The organism is Blastomonas sp., from assembly GCF_046294995.1.
Taxonomy (GTDB): Bacteria; Pseudomonadota; Alphaproteobacteria; order Sphingomonadales; family Sphingomonadaceae; genus Blastomonas.
Map to the genome: position 1 here is coordinate 722,032 of NZ_JBKBOG010000001.1, position 17,812 is coordinate 739,843.

19 protein-coding genes are annotated in these 17,812 nt (G+C 64.2%); 10 read left to right on the top strand and 9 right to left on the bottom strand.

The genetic code is table 11. From position 1 onward, the window contains the following. Nucleotides 1-20 precede the first annotated feature (20 nt). The 3 genes from ACK4R0_RS03380 to ACK4R0_RS03390 form a co-directional block, all read right to left on the bottom strand. Nucleotides 21-965: a glycine-rich domain-containing protein gene (locus tag ACK4R0_RS03380; protein WP_409670178.1), complete on the bottom strand. Its 945-nt coding sequence runs from the start codon at nt 963-965 to the stop codon at nt 21-23. A 166-nt stretch (nt 966-1,131) separates the two neighbouring features. Continuing rightward, a complete protein-coding gene (locus tag ACK4R0_RS03385) occupies nt 1,132-2,040 on the bottom strand; it encodes a hypothetical protein (RefSeq protein WP_409670181.1) in 909 nt (302 codons plus the stop codon). Between the two features lie 99 nt (nt 2,041-2,139). Beyond that, nucleotides 2,140-2,679 (bottom strand): hypothetical protein, encoded by a 540-nt coding sequence (locus ACK4R0_RS03390; RefSeq protein WP_409670183.1) that lies wholly within the window; start codon nt 2,677-2,679, stop codon nt 2,140-2,142. 313 nt (nt 2,680-2,992) lie between these two features. Between ACK4R0_RS03390 and rplU the strand changes: the two genes are divergently transcribed. The 3 genes from rplU to ACK4R0_RS03405 all read left to right on the top strand — a co-directional run bounded on the left by rplU (nt 2,993) and on the right by ACK4R0_RS03405 (nt 4,493). After that, nucleotides 2,993-3,469, top strand: a complete 477-nt coding sequence (gene rplU / locus ACK4R0_RS03395; protein WP_409670186.1) for a 50S ribosomal protein L21 — start codon at nt 2,993-2,995, stop codon at nt 3,467-3,469. Nucleotides 3,470-3,496: 27 nt separating this feature from the next. Continuing rightward, nucleotides 3,497-3,772 (top strand): 50S ribosomal protein L27, encoded by a 276-nt coding sequence (gene rpmA / locus ACK4R0_RS03400; protein ID WP_300880572.1) that lies wholly within the window; start codon nt 3,497-3,499, stop codon nt 3,770-3,772. A gap of 181 nt (nt 3,773-3,953) precedes the next feature. Continuing rightward, nucleotides 3,954-4,493: a GNAT family N-acetyltransferase gene (locus ACK4R0_RS03405; RefSeq protein WP_409670189.1), complete on the top strand. Its 540-nt coding sequence runs from the start codon at nt 3,954-3,956 to the stop codon at nt 4,491-4,493. 147 nt (nt 4,494-4,640) lie between these two features. Here the strand turns inward: ACK4R0_RS03405 and ACK4R0_RS03410 are convergent, their stop codons facing one another. After that, nucleotides 4,641-5,849, bottom strand: a complete 1,209-nt coding sequence (locus tag ACK4R0_RS03410; protein WP_409670192.1) for an SPOR domain-containing protein — start codon at nt 5,847-5,849, stop codon at nt 4,641-4,643. 267 nt (nt 5,850-6,116) lie between these two features. On the opposite strand from ACK4R0_RS03410, the gene ACK4R0_RS03415 reads away from it, so the two are divergent. From ACK4R0_RS03415 to ACK4R0_RS03425, 3 genes are read left to right on the top strand one after another with little or no spacing between them, the layout of a single operon-like run. Next, on the top strand, nt 6,117-6,833 hold the full coding sequence (locus ACK4R0_RS03415) for an AAA family ATPase (RefSeq protein WP_409670195.1): 717 nt from the start codon (nt 6,117-6,119) through the stop codon (nt 6,831-6,833). Between the two features lie 27 nt (nt 6,834-6,860). Further along, a complete protein-coding gene (locus ACK4R0_RS03420; RefSeq protein WP_409670198.1) occupies nt 6,861-7,556 on the top strand; it encodes a hypothetical protein in 696 nt (231 codons plus the stop codon). A 59-nt stretch (nt 7,557-7,615) separates the two neighbouring features. Continuing rightward, nucleotides 7,616-9,040 carry a tetratricopeptide repeat protein gene (locus ACK4R0_RS03425; protein ID WP_409670200.1) on the top strand — a complete coding sequence of 475 codons (1,425 nt, stop codon included), beginning with the start codon at nt 7,616-7,618 and terminating at the stop codon, nt 9,038-9,040. 6 nt (nt 9,041-9,046) lie between these two features. On the opposite strand, the gene ACK4R0_RS03430 is transcribed toward ACK4R0_RS03425, so the two are convergent. Next, a complete protein-coding gene (locus ACK4R0_RS03430; RefSeq protein ID WP_409670203.1) occupies nt 9,047-9,514 on the bottom strand; it encodes an Lrp/AsnC family transcriptional regulator in 468 nt (155 codons plus the stop codon). Nucleotides 9,515-9,648: 134 nt separating this feature from the next. Between ACK4R0_RS03430 and phhA the strand changes: the two genes are divergently transcribed. Continuing rightward, nucleotides 9,649-10,593, top strand: a complete 945-nt coding sequence (gene phhA / locus ACK4R0_RS03435) for a phenylalanine 4-monooxygenase (protein WP_409670206.1) — start codon at nt 9,649-9,651, stop codon at nt 10,591-10,593. 61 nt (nt 10,594-10,654) lie between these two features. On the opposite strand, the gene ACK4R0_RS03440 is transcribed toward phhA, so the two are convergent. Then, nucleotides 10,655-11,284 carry a fasciclin domain-containing protein gene (locus ACK4R0_RS03440; RefSeq protein WP_409670209.1) on the bottom strand — a complete coding sequence of 210 codons (630 nt, stop codon included), beginning with the start codon at nt 11,282-11,284 and terminating at the stop codon, nt 10,655-10,657. A gap of 207 nt (nt 11,285-11,491) precedes the next feature. On the opposite strand from ACK4R0_RS03440, the gene ACK4R0_RS03445 reads away from it, so the two are divergent. Beyond that, complete coding sequence (locus tag ACK4R0_RS03445; RefSeq protein ID WP_409670212.1) at nt 11,492-12,622, top strand: epoxide hydrolase family protein; 1,131 nt, start codon at nt 11,492-11,494, stop codon at nt 12,620-12,622. Nucleotides 12,623-12,664: 42 nt separating this feature from the next. On the opposite strand, the gene ACK4R0_RS03450 is transcribed toward ACK4R0_RS03445, so the two are convergent. From ACK4R0_RS03450 to ACK4R0_RS03460, 3 genes are read right to left on the bottom strand one after another with little or no spacing between them, the layout of a single operon-like run. Beyond that, nucleotides 12,665-13,627 (bottom strand): TraB/GumN family protein, encoded by a 963-nt coding sequence (locus tag ACK4R0_RS03450; protein ID WP_409670215.1) that lies wholly within the window; start codon nt 13,625-13,627, stop codon nt 12,665-12,667. A gap of 35 nt (nt 13,628-13,662) precedes the next feature. Next, complete coding sequence (locus ACK4R0_RS03455) at nt 13,663-14,106, bottom strand: hypothetical protein (RefSeq protein WP_409670218.1); 444 nt, start codon at nt 14,104-14,106, stop codon at nt 13,663-13,665. Next, nucleotides 14,075-14,287, bottom strand: a complete 213-nt coding sequence (locus ACK4R0_RS03460) for a helix-turn-helix transcriptional regulator (protein WP_409670221.1) — start codon at nt 14,285-14,287, stop codon at nt 14,075-14,077. Before ACK4R0_RS03460 ends, ACK4R0_RS03455 begins: the two co-directional genes overlap by 32 nt. A 210-nt stretch (nt 14,288-14,497) precedes the next feature. Between ACK4R0_RS03460 and ACK4R0_RS03465 the strand changes: the two genes are divergently transcribed. Both ACK4R0_RS03465 and ACK4R0_RS03470 read left to right on the top strand, forming a co-directional pair. Further along, the gene (locus ACK4R0_RS03465) at nt 14,498-16,606 is read left to right on the top strand and encodes a molybdopterin oxidoreductase family protein (protein ID WP_409670224.1); all 2,109 of its coding nucleotides are present in this window, start codon (nt 14,498-14,500) and stop codon (nt 16,604-16,606) included. 251 nt (nt 16,607-16,857) lie between these two features. Next, nucleotides 16,858-17,697 carry a glycine--tRNA ligase subunit alpha gene (locus tag ACK4R0_RS03470; protein WP_409670227.1) on the top strand — a complete coding sequence of 280 codons (840 nt, stop codon included), beginning with the start codon at nt 16,858-16,860 and terminating at the stop codon, nt 17,695-17,697. Nucleotides 17,698-17,812: the final 115 nt, after the last annotated feature.

Genomic DNA, 17,812 nt, shown 5'->3' on the forward strand with positions numbered 1-17,812 from the left:
CGCAGGCAGGGTGGAGAGATTCAATCGCCGCCGCAGCCTCCGCCACAGCCGCTGTCGCCCCCGCCCGAATCCGAGCCGCCCGAATCTGTGCCGGACTCTCCTCCGCTGTCCCAATCGCCGCTCGCGCCGCCGCCGCCATATTTGCCGCCACCTGCGACGAATGCCGCTCCGCCGGCAGCTGCAGCGCCGGAGCCCGATCCGGACCAACCGTCATAGACCCCGTCGGTGCCCACCCCGCCGCTGCTGTCGTCACTGCGTTTGCGTCTGCCGCTGCTGCCCTTGCTGCGCAGGCGATTGATGGTGGTGACGATCACCACCAGCGCCAGGAACAGCAGCACCACAAACGCGACAAAGCCGAGATCCGAGCTCAGCACGCCGCTTGAAAGCGTCTTCAACGATTGCGGAACCTGCGCGCCGGCGCTGTCCACTGCCAGGGCGGTGCAGGCTGCAAGCAAGGTCGCGCCTCCCGCTATCCCGACGGTCGAAACGACGCGGCGCGGCAACACATAGTGACGCGAGCGATCAACCCATTGATAGCGTGCCGAAAAGCGCAAACTGACCGGTGGCCAGATATCGGCAGGCGGCTCTGCAGCGAAGGTCGAGCGATAGCGATCAAGGGTCGCGGCGTAGAGGCTGCGGTATTTGCGGCCTTCGATCCCGCCTGTGGTCGGGGCATGGTGCAGCGGTCTGCCGATGATATGCGCGCACAACTCGCCCCAGTAATGCCGGGTATAGGAAAGGTGGAGGTGCCACGCCTGATCGACCTGCTCCGATGGGGTCACCGGGTCCGATCCGGTTGCGGCCAGATAGAGGAAGCGTTTGTATTCCTCCATCACCGATTCAGCGTGCTTGCGCGACCAGCCATTCTCGCGCGCCAATCTCTTGGTAAACGTGAGCGCCGCTCCCTCTGGCGAGATGCGCATGCCAGCAAGCGCCCGCCACAATGGATCGTCGATGAAGCCCATAACCGCCCTCCCGCTGTCGTGGAGCATGGAGGCTATACCGGAAGCGTGGTCTGAGCAATCGGGTTGTAAAATGCTGCGCGCTGAAAAAAAAGGGGCCACCTGCGCAGATGGCAGATGGCCCCGAAGGTCCGGACGGTCGCCGATTGTCGGCGATGCGGCGGCGGCTTTATCGACGGATGCGGGCGCGGGTTTCCAGGTCGGTCAGGCGGCGCTCGACATAGGCGCGGTCACTGGCCGACGCGTTGGTGCGGGCATAGGCTGCTTCGAGCCGCGAGATGTCCTCATGCTCGACCCGGAGTTGCGCCTGCGCGCTGGCCGAAAGTCCGCTCGAGGGCAGGGCGCGTGCTATCGCATCGAGGCGCGCACGCGGGGTTTGCGCAACACCGCCGCTGCCACCTGAATTCGCGAAATCACCGACGCGCGCATCGAGCGCTTCGAGGCGCGTATACAGATCCTCGCGCTCCTGATCGGTCAACCGGCCGTCGCGCAGATAGGTCGCTTCGGTACGGACGAGTGCGGTGTAGTCCGTCTTCAGCCGGGCGCCGGCAACACGCGTGATCCGGCCCGACGAAACCGATGCATCGACGCGCTGGTTGAATTCGCTCTGGCCGTCGGTGATGGAGATGCCGAGGTCATTGCCCGCGCCACCGGCATAACCGCCATCGGTAACCGCCTGGGCCAGCTGACTGTAGCGCTGCGCCAGATCGGCCTGTTCCTGCTGGGTGAACCGGCGATCGGCGCCATAGCGCGCTTCCAGCTGCACAAGATCATAATAGTCCGACTTGATCTGGGCGCCGGTGCGCTGGTCGATCACCCGCGAGCGGACGTCTGCGTCGATCTGGGTCTCGAACTGGCTGCGCTGGTTGGCCAGCGGCGTGCGGCCCAGCGACCATTGCGCCTCCATCGATCCGGTCGATCCGGTACGATCGCCAAACAGCGCGCCGAAGATCGAGCCGAGCCGCTCCTGCTGGCGCGAGCGCTGCTGATCGCTGGTCGTGGTGTTGGTCTGCGCGAACGCCGCGGTGCTGGTGAGCATCAGGGCAGCGGCAGCGGTAGCGGTGTAAAGTGACTTCATCAGGATAATCCTCATCCATTGGTCAACGCTGTACGTGCGACCAACCGAAGGGTTGCTGCGATGGAAGGCCCCGCTCTCTTAGTTCTCAGTCAACCGCAATTACCCCGATAGTCCCGATGTCAGCGCATTGATTACTGCGTCCTGCGAAGTGACCAGCGACAACACATGCTCCCGGGTCTGGTCGATCTGCGCCGCGCCGCCTGGAGCGACGTCTCCCGAGGCTTCTTTTTGCAAGCGGTCGACGTACAGCACTTCCAGGTCGCCGAGCAGTTGGCTGAGCTCTCGGCGGGGCGAATCGAGCGCGCTGATCCGCGTCTGGGCGACCGACCACGCCTCGCTGCCGACTGCCGCGCCCCTGGCGGCGTTGGCCGCCTGCTGGGCTGCTGACCTGGCGACCGCAAAATCGGCCTCCGCCTTGTCGGCACGGGCGAGCAGCGCGGTCAGATCGCGCGCCAGCGAGGGGTCGGTTATCGACTCGATCGCGGGAGGCGGCGCCTTGGCTTCTGCCTGCCGGTCGCGCAATTCGACGTCGCGGCGCGCCAGCGACGGGCGATCGTCCATCGGCTCGAGGCAACCCCCCAGCGTCGTGGTGAGCATGAGCGTCAAGGACAGCAGCGATGTCGAGGCGGTGGCTTTCATGGTGGCAAGCTTTACGGCACGGCAGGCGCCCCCGCAATGGGTGTAGAGCCACGGTTTCGGGCTTGTCATCCGTCCAGCGCACAGGGTATAAGACCCGCGATTGTCTGGTGCAGCGCGGCCAAAAAAGCCGTGGGCATGGTTGACAGCCCCGGCAGTTTCACCTAACGGGCATGGCTTTCCGGCGCGGGACATCCCGTCGCAGGGCAGCGGTTTTCACTCTGCTGATTCGGTACTGGCAACAGTCGGGTCAAAGGATTGGACATCGCGATTTGCGTGCCCGGAACCGATTGAAGCAAACAGAAACGAGAAAACCATGTTCGCTATCGTGCGCACAGGCGGCAAGCAGTATCGCGTTGCAGCCGGAGATAAAATCGCAGTGGAAAAGCTGGCCGGTGAGGCTGGCGATGTCATCGCGCTGAACGACATTCTGCTCGCCGGTGACGGTGGCGAATCGAAGGATCTGGCCGGCGTGGTCGTTTCTGCCGAGATTATCGCGCAAGCGAAGGCCGACAAGGTCGTGATCTTCAAGAAGAAGCGTCGCCACAACTATCGCCGCAAGCTTGGCCATCGCCAGCAGCACACGATCCTGCGCATTCTGGGCGTGGGTGACGAGGTGAAGGCTGCGCCGAAGAAGGCCGCCGCCAAGACCGAAGCACCGGCAGAAGCCGTTGCTGACGCACCCGCCGCAGAGGCTGCTCCGGCAAAGGCTGAAAAGGCCCCCGCCAAGAAGGCAGCACCGAAGAAGGCCGCCGCCAAGCCTGAGGCCGACACGTCGGCCGACAACGCCTGATAGCGCGCGCACAAGGAGTTTTGAAAAATGGCACATAAGAAAGCTGGCGGTTCGTCGCGCAATGGTCGTGATTCCGCAGGTCGCCGTCTTGGCGTGAAGAAGTTCGGCGGCGAGCCGGTGATTGGTGGCAACATCATTATCCGCCAGCGCGGAACCAAGGTCTATGCCGGTGCCAATGTCGGCATGGGCAAGGACCACACGCTGTTTGCGCTGACCGAAGGCCAGGTGAAATTTCACGCCGGCCGCCTTGGCCGCAAATACGTATCGGTGGTCGCCCCGGCGATGGCCGAAGCGGCAGAATAACGGACGATCGATGACGGGTCGTCCCTCACAGGGATGACCCCGGACAGTGGTACGCCACTGGACCAGATGACAGGGAGATGGGGTCCGTCCCATCTCCCTTTCTTTTTGTCTCCCTGTCACGCCATTGACTCAGCCCTGTCACCTTTGGGTGGCATGGGCCGGGCAACACAGGAGAGAAATAATGTTTGCAAGAACGCAAAGATTGTTGCTGCGGCCGATCTGGCCTGAGGACGCCGGGGCGCTGTTCACGGCGGTCAATGATCAGGGCATCGTCTGCAACCTTGCACACGCGCCCTGGCCTTACACGCTCGAAGACGCGCAAGACTTTGCCGCCCGTGCCCAGGATCCGCTGTATCCCCATTTTCTGCTGACGCTGCCCGGTGACGCCGGACAGACCGTGATCGGCACCTGCGGGCTGGCCCCGCTCAACGGCGAGGCGGAGATCGGATACTGGATCGCGCGCGAGCATTGGGGGCAGGGCTATGCCACCGAAGCCGCCCGCGCCGTCATCGCCAACGCGTGGATGCTAGGTCACCGCCAGCTGGTCGGCAGCCATTTCATCGATAACCCCGCTTCGGGTGCGGTGCTCCGCCGCCTGGGCTTCCGCCCCACCGGCATCACCCGCCCCCGCTTCAGCGCAGGGCGCGGTTACGACGCGATGGCGCAGGAATACGTCCTGGAAAGCGACATGGCGGACGTGGAGCGACCGTTGGCGGCTTGAGGGGCACCTTGCTCTCTCCCCTTCAGGGGAGAGATACGCAGGCTTGCCAGCTTGCTGGCTAGCCGGAGTAGAGAGGGGTTCTCGATCGATACGGCTTCCCCCTCTCCCAACCCTCTCCCCTGAAGGGGAGAGGGCTTTAGGCAACCCTTACTTCTTCACCGCAAAGCAAGCCTGGCCCGAGCGGGCGACGGTATCGCAGGCCTGCTTGGCTGCGGCCTGGCTGGCGAACGGGCCGGCCTGCAGCTTGGTGATCGTGCCTGCCTTGACCAGATAGGGCTGCAGCCCGGTCAGCGCGGCGTTCTGGCGTTCGAGGCCTGACCACAAGGTGCGGGCGCGGGCTTCCTCGCTGAACGCGCCAAGCTGGATGCGCCAGTCGCCGGTCGTGGCAACTGCAGGTGCGGTGCTGGCTGCGGTTGCAACCGCCGCTGGAGTTTGGGCCGGAGCTGGCGCCGGGGCAGGTGCTGGTGCCCTGGGGGCCGGATTGGCTGCAGGCGGCGGTGCGGAGGCCGAAGGGGTGCCCATCGTCGCGAAATCCACGCCCGCGCTGGCGGCGGTGCTGGTCGGGTTTGACGGGGGCTGCGGAATCACGCTGCCATCGACGTTCGAGGGCGGCAGGCTGGTCGTCTGGATCGTCGATGGAGATCCGGGCTTGCGCCCGGGCGCAGCGGGAGCTGGCGACTTGGGAGCAGTACTGGCACTGGCCATGACCCCGGTTGCGCTGTCGCCGCTGAGGCCCGCTGCGGCTCCGGCGAGACGCTGGCGTTCGGCCGTGGCCTCGCGCTCTAGCTGGGCGGCCAGCTGCGTGCCCTTGGTGCGGTCGGCGAGCGGGATGTACTTGTCCATCGTCGCCAGGCTGCGCGATGCCTGGGGTAGCCCCTGCGCCGAAGCACGGGTCATCAGCGCATAGGCGCGGACCCAGTCCTTCTCGGCGATGTCACCGTTGAACATCGCGGTTCCCAATACGTATTGTGCGCGCGGCTCGCCTCGCGCCGAGGAAGCACGGATATACGGCATCGCCTCTTCGCGGCGGTTGTCCTGGAACAGCACCAGTCCGTAATTGTCGGCGGCCTGGACATGGCCCTTGTCGGCGGCCTTCTTGTACCAGCTCTCGGCCATCTTCAGGTCCATCGGTACGCCGCGGCCCAATTTGTAGGCCTGGCCGAGGTTGAATTGCGCGTCGGCATCGCCGCTGGCCGCAGGTTCGCGCCATTCGGCGATCGCCCCGGCAAAATCGCCGCGCTCCCACGCGTCGACTCCGGCCTTGACGTCGGCCAGCGCCGGCGATGCGGTTCCCAGCGCCATCAGGCCTGCCGCCAGCATGGTTGCGGCGCGCGAAATTCTTTTTGAATGTGCCATGCGGGTCTTGCTCCATCGCATATGGTAAAGCCTGGGACCGACCATATCAGGCCGGAAGTGTGCGGCAAGCAGCGCTTACCGTTCCTTACAAGCGTAAACCTGTATGCCTAACGAGACGTTAGCAAAGCGGGCATGATGCAATCAACCGGCATCAAACCCGCAGCCCAGCGTCATTGGTCCGTTTCGGCACAATGCAGCGTTAACTCAAAATTAGGCGCCGCAAGCGCATTTTCAGCCCCGATCGAATGGACCAAACAGGGGGTTTGAGTGCGCGTACTCGCTTTGGCATCTCAAAAAGGCGGATCTGGCAAGACGACCCTGTCGGGTCATCTCGCCGTCCAGGCGCAACTGGCAGGCGATGGCCCGGTTGTGCTGATCGATATCGATCCGCAAGGTTCGCTCGCCGACTGGTGGAACGAGCGCGAGCCGGATTATCCGGCGTTTGCCCAGACCACCGTGGCGCGGTTGCCAGCCGACCTTTCGATCCTGCGCCAGCAGGGTTTCAAGCTTGCGGTCATCGATACGCCGCCTGCGATCACCATGGCGATCCAGTCGGTGATCTCGGTCGCCGAACTGATCGTGGTGCCGACCCGTCCGAGCCCGCACGATCTGCGCGCAGTGGGCGCGACGGTCGATCTGTGCGACCGCGCGGGCAAGCCGCTGATCTTCGTCGTCAACGCAGCGACGCCCAAGGCGCGGATCACGTCGGAAGCTGCCGTCGCGCTGTCGCAGCACGGCACCGTCGCCCCGACGACGCTGCACCACCGCACCGATTTTGCGGCATCGATGATCGATGGCCGCACGGTGATGGAGGTCGACCCCAACGGCAAGTCCGCCGCCGAAGTGCGCGCGTTGTGGACCTATATCTCCGACCGGCTCGAGAAGAATTTCCGCCGCACGGTGTTTGCCGTGCCCAACGCGCCCGTGATCCCCGGCTCGATCCGTCCGATGGGCGGCTTCGGTCGCCGCGTCGCGGGATCGTAAGCGAAGACGGGGGCAAGGATGAGCTTTATGGCCGAACCCAAACCGATCGCGTCGCTTTCGTCCGGGCTGCTGGCGCGCAAGGGCGCCGCGCGCCCCGCAATGCGCCGCCAGGGGCTGGGCCAGATGCCCCTGGGCGCTGGCATGATGCCGCATCAGCTGTCCGAAGGCGATCATGCGGGTCAGGATGACCTGGGCTGGAACGACATGGGCTATGATGTCGATCCCGCGCACGAGGAGCACGCGCCCGATTATGGCAACCTGCTCGCAGGCGCTATCCCCGATGCACTGCCCGCGCAGGAGGCCGATATCGCAGCGGCGGAAGCGTTAGCAGCCGCCAGCGTGCCGGTTCCGGTGACGCCCGAGGTGCTGCGCCAGCAGGAAGAGATCGCCGAGCGGATGGCAGATCCAGTTGGTGAAGAGGCTGTTCCAGCGGTCGAACCCGAAGCCGAACGCGAAGCCGCGCCGCCGCAGGTGCTGGCTGTGCGGAAGCGCAAGGCGGCGGTTCCGGCTGCAACGCCGATACCCGCAGCCATCCCGCAGGCCAGGCGAGCGGCCTTCACGCTGCGGCTCGACAGTGACCGGCATCTGCGGTTGCGGTTGGCCACGGCAGTGACCGGGCAGTCGGCGCAACAGCTGGTCACGGCGGCACTTGACGAAATGTTAACCAAAATACCCGAAATAGAAGACCTGGCTGGTCGCGTGCCGCGATCGGCAGGGCGTTAAGACTGACGAGCGGGTCGGGCCGGACGAAGAGGGAAATGGCGATGACGAGCGGAGCAAGAATGAACCGGGCACTGATGCTCAAACTGGCCGTATCGACCATATTGGTCGGCAGCGTGCTGGTCAGCTGCTCGACAAGCTCCGGTGGTCGCCCCCAGACACTGTCCAGCAATGCGCAGAAGGCGCTCGAGTCGGGCAAACCGGAAAAGGCGCTCGCTCAGGCGGAAGCTGCGGTCGCTCTTGATCCGCGCAATGCCGATCTGCGCAAGACGCTGGCGAACGCCTATCTGGCCAACGGCCGTTTTTCGTCCGCTCGCCAAAGCCTCGACGATGCGCTCGCGCTGGGGGATGCCAGCGCCCGGACCATCATCAGCCTTGCCTTGATGCATGCGGCCGAGGGCCGCGGCCAGGCGGCACAGGCGCTGCTGCGCGAACACATGCAATCTATTCCAGCGAGCGATTACGGCCTCGCCATGGCGCTGGCTGGCGACACCCAGGGGGGAGTCGACGTGCTGGTCGACCAGGTCCGCTCGGGTGAGAATTCCGCCAAGGTTCGTCAGAACCTCGCCTTTGCCTATGCGCTCGACGGTCGCTGGCGCGAGGCGCAGGTCATGGTCGGTCAGGACCTCGACCCCAAGATCGCACAGGATCGCATCGCCGAATGGGCACGGCTTGCCCATCCCCAGGCTTATAAGCAGCGGGTCGCGTCAGTTCTTGGCGTTAGCCCGGCAGAATTCGACCCCGGTCAGCCGATGCAGCTCGCGCTGTCGGCCACGCCCTCGATGGCCGAAACCGCAACCGCCATCGGCCAGCAGGCCATGGCAGCAGCCATGCCGGTCGCCGGTCCGATCGCGCTTCCGCCCGTCCAGGATGCACCGATGGAGCGCGCCAGCATCGAACGTGCGCCTGAACCGGTCTATGCCGAAGCCGCGCCTGTCATGATGGCTGCTGCTGCAGCACCCGCCGAACAGCCGCGCGCCATGCTGGCGCCGCTGGTGACCGCGCGCGAAATCGTTCAGCCGCTTCCCGGCAACTATCGCGAAAAGCCGATCCAGAAGGTTCGCCCTGGCCAGTTCGCTTCGCGTGAGCCGATCATCGAGCGCGAGAGCCCGAAAAAGTCTGTCGCGCCGCAGGTGGCTGCGGCCAGCGCTGTCGAGGCCCCGGCTGTGTTCCAGAAGGCGAGTTTCGCGCCCGTAAGCGGCGGCACCTTCGCCGTACAGTTGGGCGTCTTTTCGAACACCGCCAACGCCAACCGGGCATGGGCCGCATATAGCGTCAAGCACAAGGACCTGGCATCGTTCACCAAGGTCTCGACGCCTGCCAATGTCGGCGGCCGCGCGCTGCACCGCCTGACCGCGAACGGTTTTGGCGATGAAAAGAGCGCCCGCGCAATGTGTGCCAAGGTGCGATCGGCAGGCGGCGAGTGCATCATCACCCGCGTGGCGCCCTCCAAGGCTGCCGGCACCCAGATCGCCGCGCGACGCTGAACCGGCCTATCGCTGGAGGGGCAAGCCCGATTGCGGCTTTGCCTCCTTCAACACGAAGCTTGTGCTGATCGCCTTGATCCCGACGATCGGCCTTAGCCGCTTGTTCGCGAAATCGGCATAGCTGTCGAGGTCCTGGCTCACGACGGTGAGGATATAGTCCGCGCCGCCGGTGACCTGGTGGCAGGCGATGACCTCTTCCAGCCCGGCAATCGCCTGCTCGAACTCGCGGGTGAGTGCCTCGCTGTGGTCGGCGATCTCGACGCTGACATAGGCAAGCACGCCAAGCCCCAAGGCGCGCCGGCTCAGCCTTGCGGTATAGCCGCGGATCACCCCATCGGCCTCGAGCCTGCGCACCCGCCGCCAGCAGGGGGAGGCGGACATGCCGACGGTTTCGGCCAGTTCTGCGTTGGTCATGCGTCCGTTGTCCTGCAGCGCACGCAGGATACGGATATCTTCTGCATCTAGATCGATCATCGGCAGGATTTATCGCATTGCTTGAAAAATGGAAAGAATCTTCTTCTGAAGGCGTCGCCAAGGCAAGAATGCGGCAGGACTTTTCACCGTCGCCATGTTAAAAAGCGGCCCATAACAGCAACAGGGGACGCAGCATGGAAAACCTACTCATCCGACCGGATGCGGTCGATTATTCGATCATTCCCGAGGTGCCTGAGGGCACCTGCGTCGCCCCGCTCCAGCGCCCGGTGCATCTGGGCGAGGACTGGCTGGAGCCGAAGCAGCGCGTCTATACGCGCGAAGAGCACGGCATCTGGGACGATCTGTTTGCCCAGCAGATGGACGTGCTGCCCGGTCGCGCGGCGAGCAGTTTCATGGCTGGGCTCGAACGGCTCGATCTCGGGCGCGGGGGCGTGCCAGACTTCGCCGCGTTGAGCGAGGAATTGCAACCGATCACCGGCTGGTCGGTCGTTCCGGTGCCGATGCTGATCCCCGATCACGTGTTCTTCTATCACCTCGCCAACCGGCGGTTTCCGGCGGGCAATTTCATCCGCTCGCGCGAACAGTTCGACTATATCTCCGAGCCCGACGTGTTCCACGACGTGTTCGGACATGTGCCGATGCTGACCGATCCGGTCTATGCCGATTACATGCAGGAATATGGGCGCGCAGGGTGGAAGGCGCTGGCGTACAATCGCTTGAAGGCGCTGTCGGCGCTCTACTGGTACACGGTGGAATTCGGACTGATCCGCGAAGCCGATGGCATCAAGGCCTATGGCGCGGGCATATTGTCAGGGCCGCTCGAGGCGAAATTCTCGGTCGAGGGGCGCTCGCCGAACCGGATCCATCTTGAAGTCGATCGGGTGATGCGTACCGATTATGTCATCTCGGACATGCAGCCGACCTATTTCGTGATCGACAGCTTCGAAGAGCTGTTCCGCAAGACCGTCGAGCGCAACTTCGATGACCTGTATCGTGGGCTCAATCCGGGTTTCACCTACTCCAACCAGGCGGTGCTGGGCGGCGACAGGGTGTATCATCTGGGCACCCAGGAATATGCCAATCGCGGCGGACAGGGATCTGGCGCGAAGCCAGTCTGACCGGGCCGGGGTAAAGTCCTTCGGGCGGACGGCATCGCTGCCGACCGCCCGAAGCATAAGATCAGGCCTTGGGCATCAATACGCCGTCGACGACGTGGATCACGCCGTTCGACTGCGGAACGTCTGCCTGCGTGACCACGGCGGTGCTGCCGCCTTCACCGGTCAGGACGATGTTGCTGCCGTCCATCCTGGCAGTCAGGTTTTCACCCTGCACCGTCGTCAGCGTTGCCGTGCCGTTACCATCGGTGATGGCCTGTGCCAGGTCAGCTGCGGTCATGCGACCGGATACGACATGATAGGTCAGCACCGTGCCCAGGCGGGCCTTGCCTTCGTCCGCCATCAGCGAATCCACCGCACCGGCAGGAAGCTTTTCAAAAGCTGCGTTGACCGGGGCGAACACCGTGAACGGTCCGGTGCCCGACAGGGTATCAACCAACCCTGCTTGCGTGACGGCCGATACCAGCGTGGTGTGAAGCGGTGAGTTGGATGCGTTCTCGACGATGTTGCGCGTCGGCAGCATCGCTGCGCCGCCCACCATCACATTGCCCGATGCGTCCATGCCATCGGCAACCGCAGTACCATCGGCAGCGGCGGTGTCGGCATCGGTGGTCACCGTGGTGTTTTCCGATCCGCAGGCACCAAGCAAAAGGGCCGAGGCAGCAGCCACGGACGTCAAAATGGCATTTTTCATCAAAAGCTCTCCTTGAGGAGCGTCCAAGAGATAGTCCGCACTGGGCACTACGTCGTGCCTCTGGCGGCAATCACGGCAACAGACCGTGATGCGGACGCGTCCTGATGGAAACTGCACAGAATGGTATTTGTTTCACCCGAACAAAAAGATAGTCAGTGTGCGCGACTCCATTCTGCCTGCCACGGCAGCAAGACACAGGCCATAGCGATGAGCGATATCCGTCCGTTTCGAATAGATATTCCCCAGGCGCAGATCGATGACCTGAAGGCCAGAATCCGCGCGGCGCGATGGCCCGAGCGCGAAACGGTCGATGATTGGGATCAGGGTATTCCGCTTGCGGTGGTGCGCGATTACGCTGCGTACTGGGCCGATGGCTATGACTGGCGCAAATGCGAAGCTGCGCTGAACGCCTATCCTCAGTTCCTGATCGAGCTTGACGGGGTCGACATCCACTTCCTCCATATCCGCTCGCCCCATGAAGGCGCGCGCCCGCTGATCATGACGCATGGCTGGCCCGGTTCGGTGCTGGAGTTCATGGAAGTCATCGAACCGCTGATCAACCCGCAGGATCCGGCCAACGCCTTCCACCTTGTCATTCCATCGCTTCCCGGCTTCGGCTTTTCGGGCAAGCCAGCCGAGACCGGCTGGGGCATCCCGAGGATCGCAAAGGTGTGGAACGATCTGATGCTGGCGCTGGGGTATGACCGGTATTTCGCACAAGGCGGCGACTGGGGTTCGGCGGTAACGCTCGAGATAGCGCGGCAGAACCTCGGGGCATGTGCGGCGGTGCACTCCAATATGGTGCTGGCCAAGCCCGATCCCGCGACGCTGGGCGACATGAGCGATCTGGAAAAGCGCGCGGCGGGACGGATGCAGTATTACCAGGAAAAGGAAAGCGGCTATTCTTCCATCCAGCGCACGCGACCGCAGACGATTGGTTATGCGCTCGCCGATTCCGCTGTCGGGCAGATGGCATGGATCCTCGAGAAATTCCGCAACTGGTCGGACTGCGACGACAGTTTCTCGGGCTTCAGCCGCGACGCGTTGCTCGACACGATCACGCTCTATTGGCTGACCAACTCCGCCGCCTCCTCGGCACGGCTTTATTGGCACAGCTTCGCCGATATGGGCTTTGATCCGATCAGCCTGCCGATGGGCGGGACGATCTTTCCCAAGGAGCTGTTCCAGACATCGCGCCGCTGGGCGGAAAAGCGCTTCAGCAGCATCGTCTACTGGAACGAGGTCGAGCGTGGCGGGCATTTCGCCGCATTGGAGGTTCCGACGATATTCGTCGAAGAGGTGCGTGCCTGCTTTCGCACGGTGTCGTTGAACGCCTGAAACCCCGCCTGCGCGCAAGCGCAAGCGGGGTCCTGGCATATCCTATCGGGTGACCCGCGTACTGGTGATGCCCTGCTTTTCAAGCTGCGCCTGCACGCTGTCCTTGCCGACCAGGTGCGCCGCGCCGACGGCCATGAAGACAGTGCCCGGCTGCTCCATCCGCGCCTTGATCCACGTCACCCAATTGGCGTTGCGATCCTTCAGCAGCGCGTCATACAGGCCCGGATAGCTCTCGATCCCCTCGTTCAGCAGCGTGTCGAGCGTATCGAGATCGCCTTTGCCCCAGGCATTGACCAGCGCGTCGATCTGGGTGGTGACTTCGGGAACGCCGTCGAGCGTGACGTCGAGAAACGCGATCTGCTCCTGGGTGCCCAGGCTGTCGAAGATGCCGAGCTGCTGCTCGATCGTTTCTAGCTGGCCGATCGGCTTGCCCTGCTGCTTGGCTGCGGCGGTGAGGATCTTTTCCGCACCGCTGTTCAGGTCATAGCCCTTCATCAGCAGCGGTACCGTGGTCAGGGTCACGCTGGCGAACCAGGGTTCGTACTGATCGAGAGCGACGGCGGGGATGCCCAGCGTGACCAATGTGGTTTCGTATTTGGCCAGCACCGGCGCGGGCAACAGGCTGCGCAGGGTCGTGCCCGGCGGGTTGGTCGCCATAGCCGACACGATCCCCTGGACGACCGTGGGGTCAGACGGTTCGATCACCTCGAGCACCAGCTCGTCTGATGTCTCCAATGCGGCCTTCACGTCATCCTTGAGCCAGTTGAGACCCGGGCGCAGAACATGGACGGTGCCGAAAAGGTAGATGGTCGTGTCAGCATCGCGCACAATCCACATCGCCGGGTTGATGTCCTGCACCACCGGAGCCGGAGCAGCGGCCGGCGCCTCGGCGGCGCTGGTCGCCTGCTGTGCGAGCAGCGGCTCGCTGGCGAAGCTGAACAGGGCAACCCCTGCCAGTGCGATACCGGTTGCAGCCGTGCGAAAAGGTTTGAAGGCGAACGTCATGGACATAGCTTTCCTGTGTTGAAGGTGAAGAAGGGTTAGCGGAACTTGTACCAGAAATAGGCGATCAGGTTGGCGGCATAGGCAGCGCCGAACAGCACCAGTGCATCGGGCTCTGGCACCAGGCCGCCTTTCCAGAGAATGAACCACAGCGGATAGCCCGCCAGCGCGACGTTGCCGGCCATCGCGGCAGCGAACACCATGTTGCGCCGCTCCAGCTCATCCGAACTGCGGTGGAAGCGCAGCCCGCCATAAGTGATTGCAATGCCCAGCATGACCGCGGCGAAGATCGCGACAGCGGGCGGTATGCTGCCGCCAGCCATGAAGCCGCTCTGGTCGTCTTCGAAAAAGCCGATCAGGAAACCACTGACCAGACCCATGCCGAACAGTACGCCGATTACGGCATAGAGCTTGCGCCTGCGTTGCCGTGCGCGGACCTGCCAATCGCCTTCAGCCATTGTCGCCTCCGGTGAATTCGTCATCGAAAATCTCCTCGATTTGCATTTCAAACAACCGCGCGATCCGGAACGCCAGCGGCAGCGATGGATCGTATTTTCCGGTCTCGATCGCGTTGACGGCCTGGCGCGAGACATCAAGCCGCGCCCCCAGCTCCGCCTGGCTCCAATCGCGTTCCGCGCGCAGCACTTTCAGCCTGTTTTTCATTCATCTTACTCTCTGTCAGGTGTCGCAGTGCCCTGACCATTTGTCATGTGACCCTTACTTTATGTCGCGATTCGCTGACCATGTCAAGTGACCCTGACTAAATGATAGTGCAGCCTTACATCCGTTACGGAAACTGACGATTTTGCGTGGCTGTTCAGCGACCGGCCGCGCTGATACCCTCGGGCCAAAGACGGCACGGGAGAGACGGCTATGGCGAGCGAATCGGCAACCACCACGCATGCGCGCACCTGCCATTTGTGCGAGGCCAATTGCGGCGTGCTGGTCGAGGTGGCGGGTCGCAAGGTGGTCTCGATCAAGGGCAACCCCGATCATGTGCTGAGCCGGGGTCATATCTGCCCCAAGGCGACCGCGCTTGCCGATCTGCAGGACGACCCGGACCGTCTGCGCCGCCCAGTCAAGCGCACCGCCGATGGCTGGCAGGAGATCAGTTGGGACACCGCCTTTGCCGAGATCGGCGCGCGGATGGCGCAGATCATGGCCGATGGCGGTCAGCCTGCGATGTACATGGGCAACCCCAACGCGCACAATTACGCCACCGGCACGCAGACCGGGACGCTGCGCAAGGCGATGAAACTGCGCACGCTCTATTCGGCCTCGACACTCGACCAGATCCCGCACCAGCTGATCCAGATGTGGATGTACGGCCACAACGCGCTGTTCCCGATCCCGGATGTCGATCGCACCCGGTTCATGCTGATCATCGGCGGCAATCCGCTCGCCAGCAACGGCAGCGTGTGGACCGTGCCCGATGTGAAGAAGCGGCTGAAGGCGGTGCAGAAGCGCGGCGGGCAGGTCGTCGTCATCGATCCGCGCCGCACCGAGACTGCGAAGGTCGCCGACGCGCACCACTTCATCTGCCCCGGCACCGATACCGCATTGCTGCTCGGTCTGCTCAAGGCGCTCGATGAGGCGGGGTTGGTGAACCCCGGTCGTCTCGAGCCGATGCTCGACGAGGGCTGGACAAGCGCCTGGGAGGCGATCCGCGCTTTCGATGTGGCGCGACTCGCTTCATATTGCGGGATCGCCGAACTGGTGATCCGCAATCTGGCGGCGACCCTGGGCAATGGCGAGCCGGGAATCGTCTACGGCCGCATGGGGGTTTCGGTCACAGAGGCGGGCACGCTCAACCTGTGGCTGATCCAGCTGCTCAACATCGCCACCGGCAATCTCGACCGCGAGGGCGGGGCGATGTTCTCCTCGCCGGTGGTCGATCTGGTCGCAGGCGCTGGCCCTGGGACGTACGACCGCTTCCGCTCGCGCATCGGTGACCGGCCCGAGGTGATCAGCGAATTCCCTTCCGCGCTGCTGCCGGAGGAAATCGCGACGCCGGGCGAGGGGCAGATCAAGGCCTTGGTTGTGCTCTCGGGCAATCCGGTGCTCTCGGCGCCCGGAGCGTGGGGAGAGGCGCTGCCGCTGCTCGAGCTGATGGTGTCGGTGGATATGTACGTGACCGCGACCAGCGCGCATGCGCACTACATCCTTCCGCCGTGCGGTCCGCTCGAAAAGGATCACTATCCGCTGCTGCTCGGGCCGATCGCGATCCGCAATTATGCCGATTACTCTGCCCCGACGCTGCCGATGGAGGAGGGTGGCAAGGCCGACTGGGAGATCGTCGCCGAGATGGCGCGCGCGATCCTGCACGCGCGCGGCGAGGCGGTGCCCAATATCGTGCCGCCACGCACCGTGCTCGCCGCGATGCTCGCGCGGTCGGATTACGACGTGACGCTCGAAGAGCTTGAGGCGAACCCCAATGGCAGGGACTTCGGCCCGCACGTCCAGCGTCTCCCTGAACGCCTTCAGACCCCCGACAAGCGCATCGCCTGCGCGCCGCCTTTGTGCCTTGAAGCGCTCGAGCAATGGCGCACGGCGCTCGCCGACACCCCGGCGGACGCGCTGCTGCTGATCGGGCGGCGGCACGTGCGCAACAACAACAGCTGGCTGCACAATTCGCCAAGGCTGGCCAAGGGGCCCGATCGGTGCACCGCGATGGTCCACCCGGAGGATGCCGCCGCGCGCGGCATTGCCGATGGTGACCTGGTGCGCGTTACCAGCCGGGTCGGGTCGGTCGAGCTTGCCGTGGAGATCAGCGAGGACGTGATGCGCGGCGTCATCTCGATCCCGCACGGCTTCGGCCACGACAAGCCGGGGACACGGCTGTCGGTCGCTCAGCGGCGCCCCGGCGTGTCGCTCAACGACCTCACCGATCCGCAGGCGATGGACCCGATTTCGGGCAATGCGGTGCTCAACGGAACACCGGTGACGCTGGAGCGGGTCCTGGAGGCGGTGGCCGCGGAGTAAAGCTCGTTATCCGTCACCCCCGCGAAGGCGGGGGTCCCGCTTGTGCGCCGACGTCGCGCCAAAGCGGGATTCCCGCGTTCGCGGGAATGACGGTTGAGGGTCGGGGCCCAAGCAAAACTTGGCCCCCGCACACCAACCCTGAATCACCTGCGACTTGACCCCAGCGCCGCCATCCGCCAAAGCGCGGCGCAACATTTGTGCATCTGCGAAGGCCCGGACTTTTGAGCGAGCAAAGCCTCTCATTCCAGGACATGATCCTGACCCTGCACAGCTTCTGGAGCCGTCATGGCTGCCTGATATTGCAGCCCTATGACATGCCTATGGGGGCGGGCACGTTCCACACCGCGACGACCTTGCGTGCGCTGGGCCCCGATCCGTGGAACGCCGCGTTCGTCCAGCCCTGCCGCCGCCCGACCGATGGCCGCTATGGCGAGAATCCCAATCGGCTGCAGCATTATTACCAGTATCAGGTGATCCTCAAGCCCTCGCCGGGCGATATCCAGCAGCTCTATCTCGACAGCCTGACCGCGATCGGAGTCGATCCGCTGCTGCACGACATCCGCTTTGTCGAGGACGACTGGGAAAGCCCGACGCTCGGCGCCTGGGGTCTGGGCTGGGAGGTCTGGTGCGACGGCATGGAGGTGACGCAATTCACCTATTTCCAGCAGATGGGCGGCTTCGATTGCAAGCCGGTTGCGGGCGAGCTGACCTACGGGCTCGAGCGGCTGGCGATGTACATCCAGGGCAAGGACAGCGTCTACGATCTCGATTTCAACGGACGCGGTGTCACTTATGGCGACGTTTTCCTCGAAAACGAGAAGCAGATGAGCGCGTGGAACTTCGAGGTGGCCAACACCGAGAGCCTGTTCGATGCCTTCCGCAAGGCGGTCGCCGAGTGCGAGAACTGCCTCGAGGCCAAGCTGCCGATCCCCGCCTACGAGCAGGCGATCCAGGCGAGCCATGTCTTCAACCTGCTGCAGGCACGCGGGGTGATCTCGGTCGCCGAACGCCAGGCCTATATGGGCCGCGTCCGCGATCTCGCGAAGGGCAGCTGCGAGGCGTGGATGGAGAAGAACGGGTGGGCGGCGTGATGGCTAACGGCAATTTTAGCCCTCTCCCCTTCAGGGGAGAGGGTTGGGAGAGGGGCAGTCGCCGACCTCTGCGCAGGGGGGGCCCCCCCCCCCCCCCCCCAGGCCGGGGCGCCCC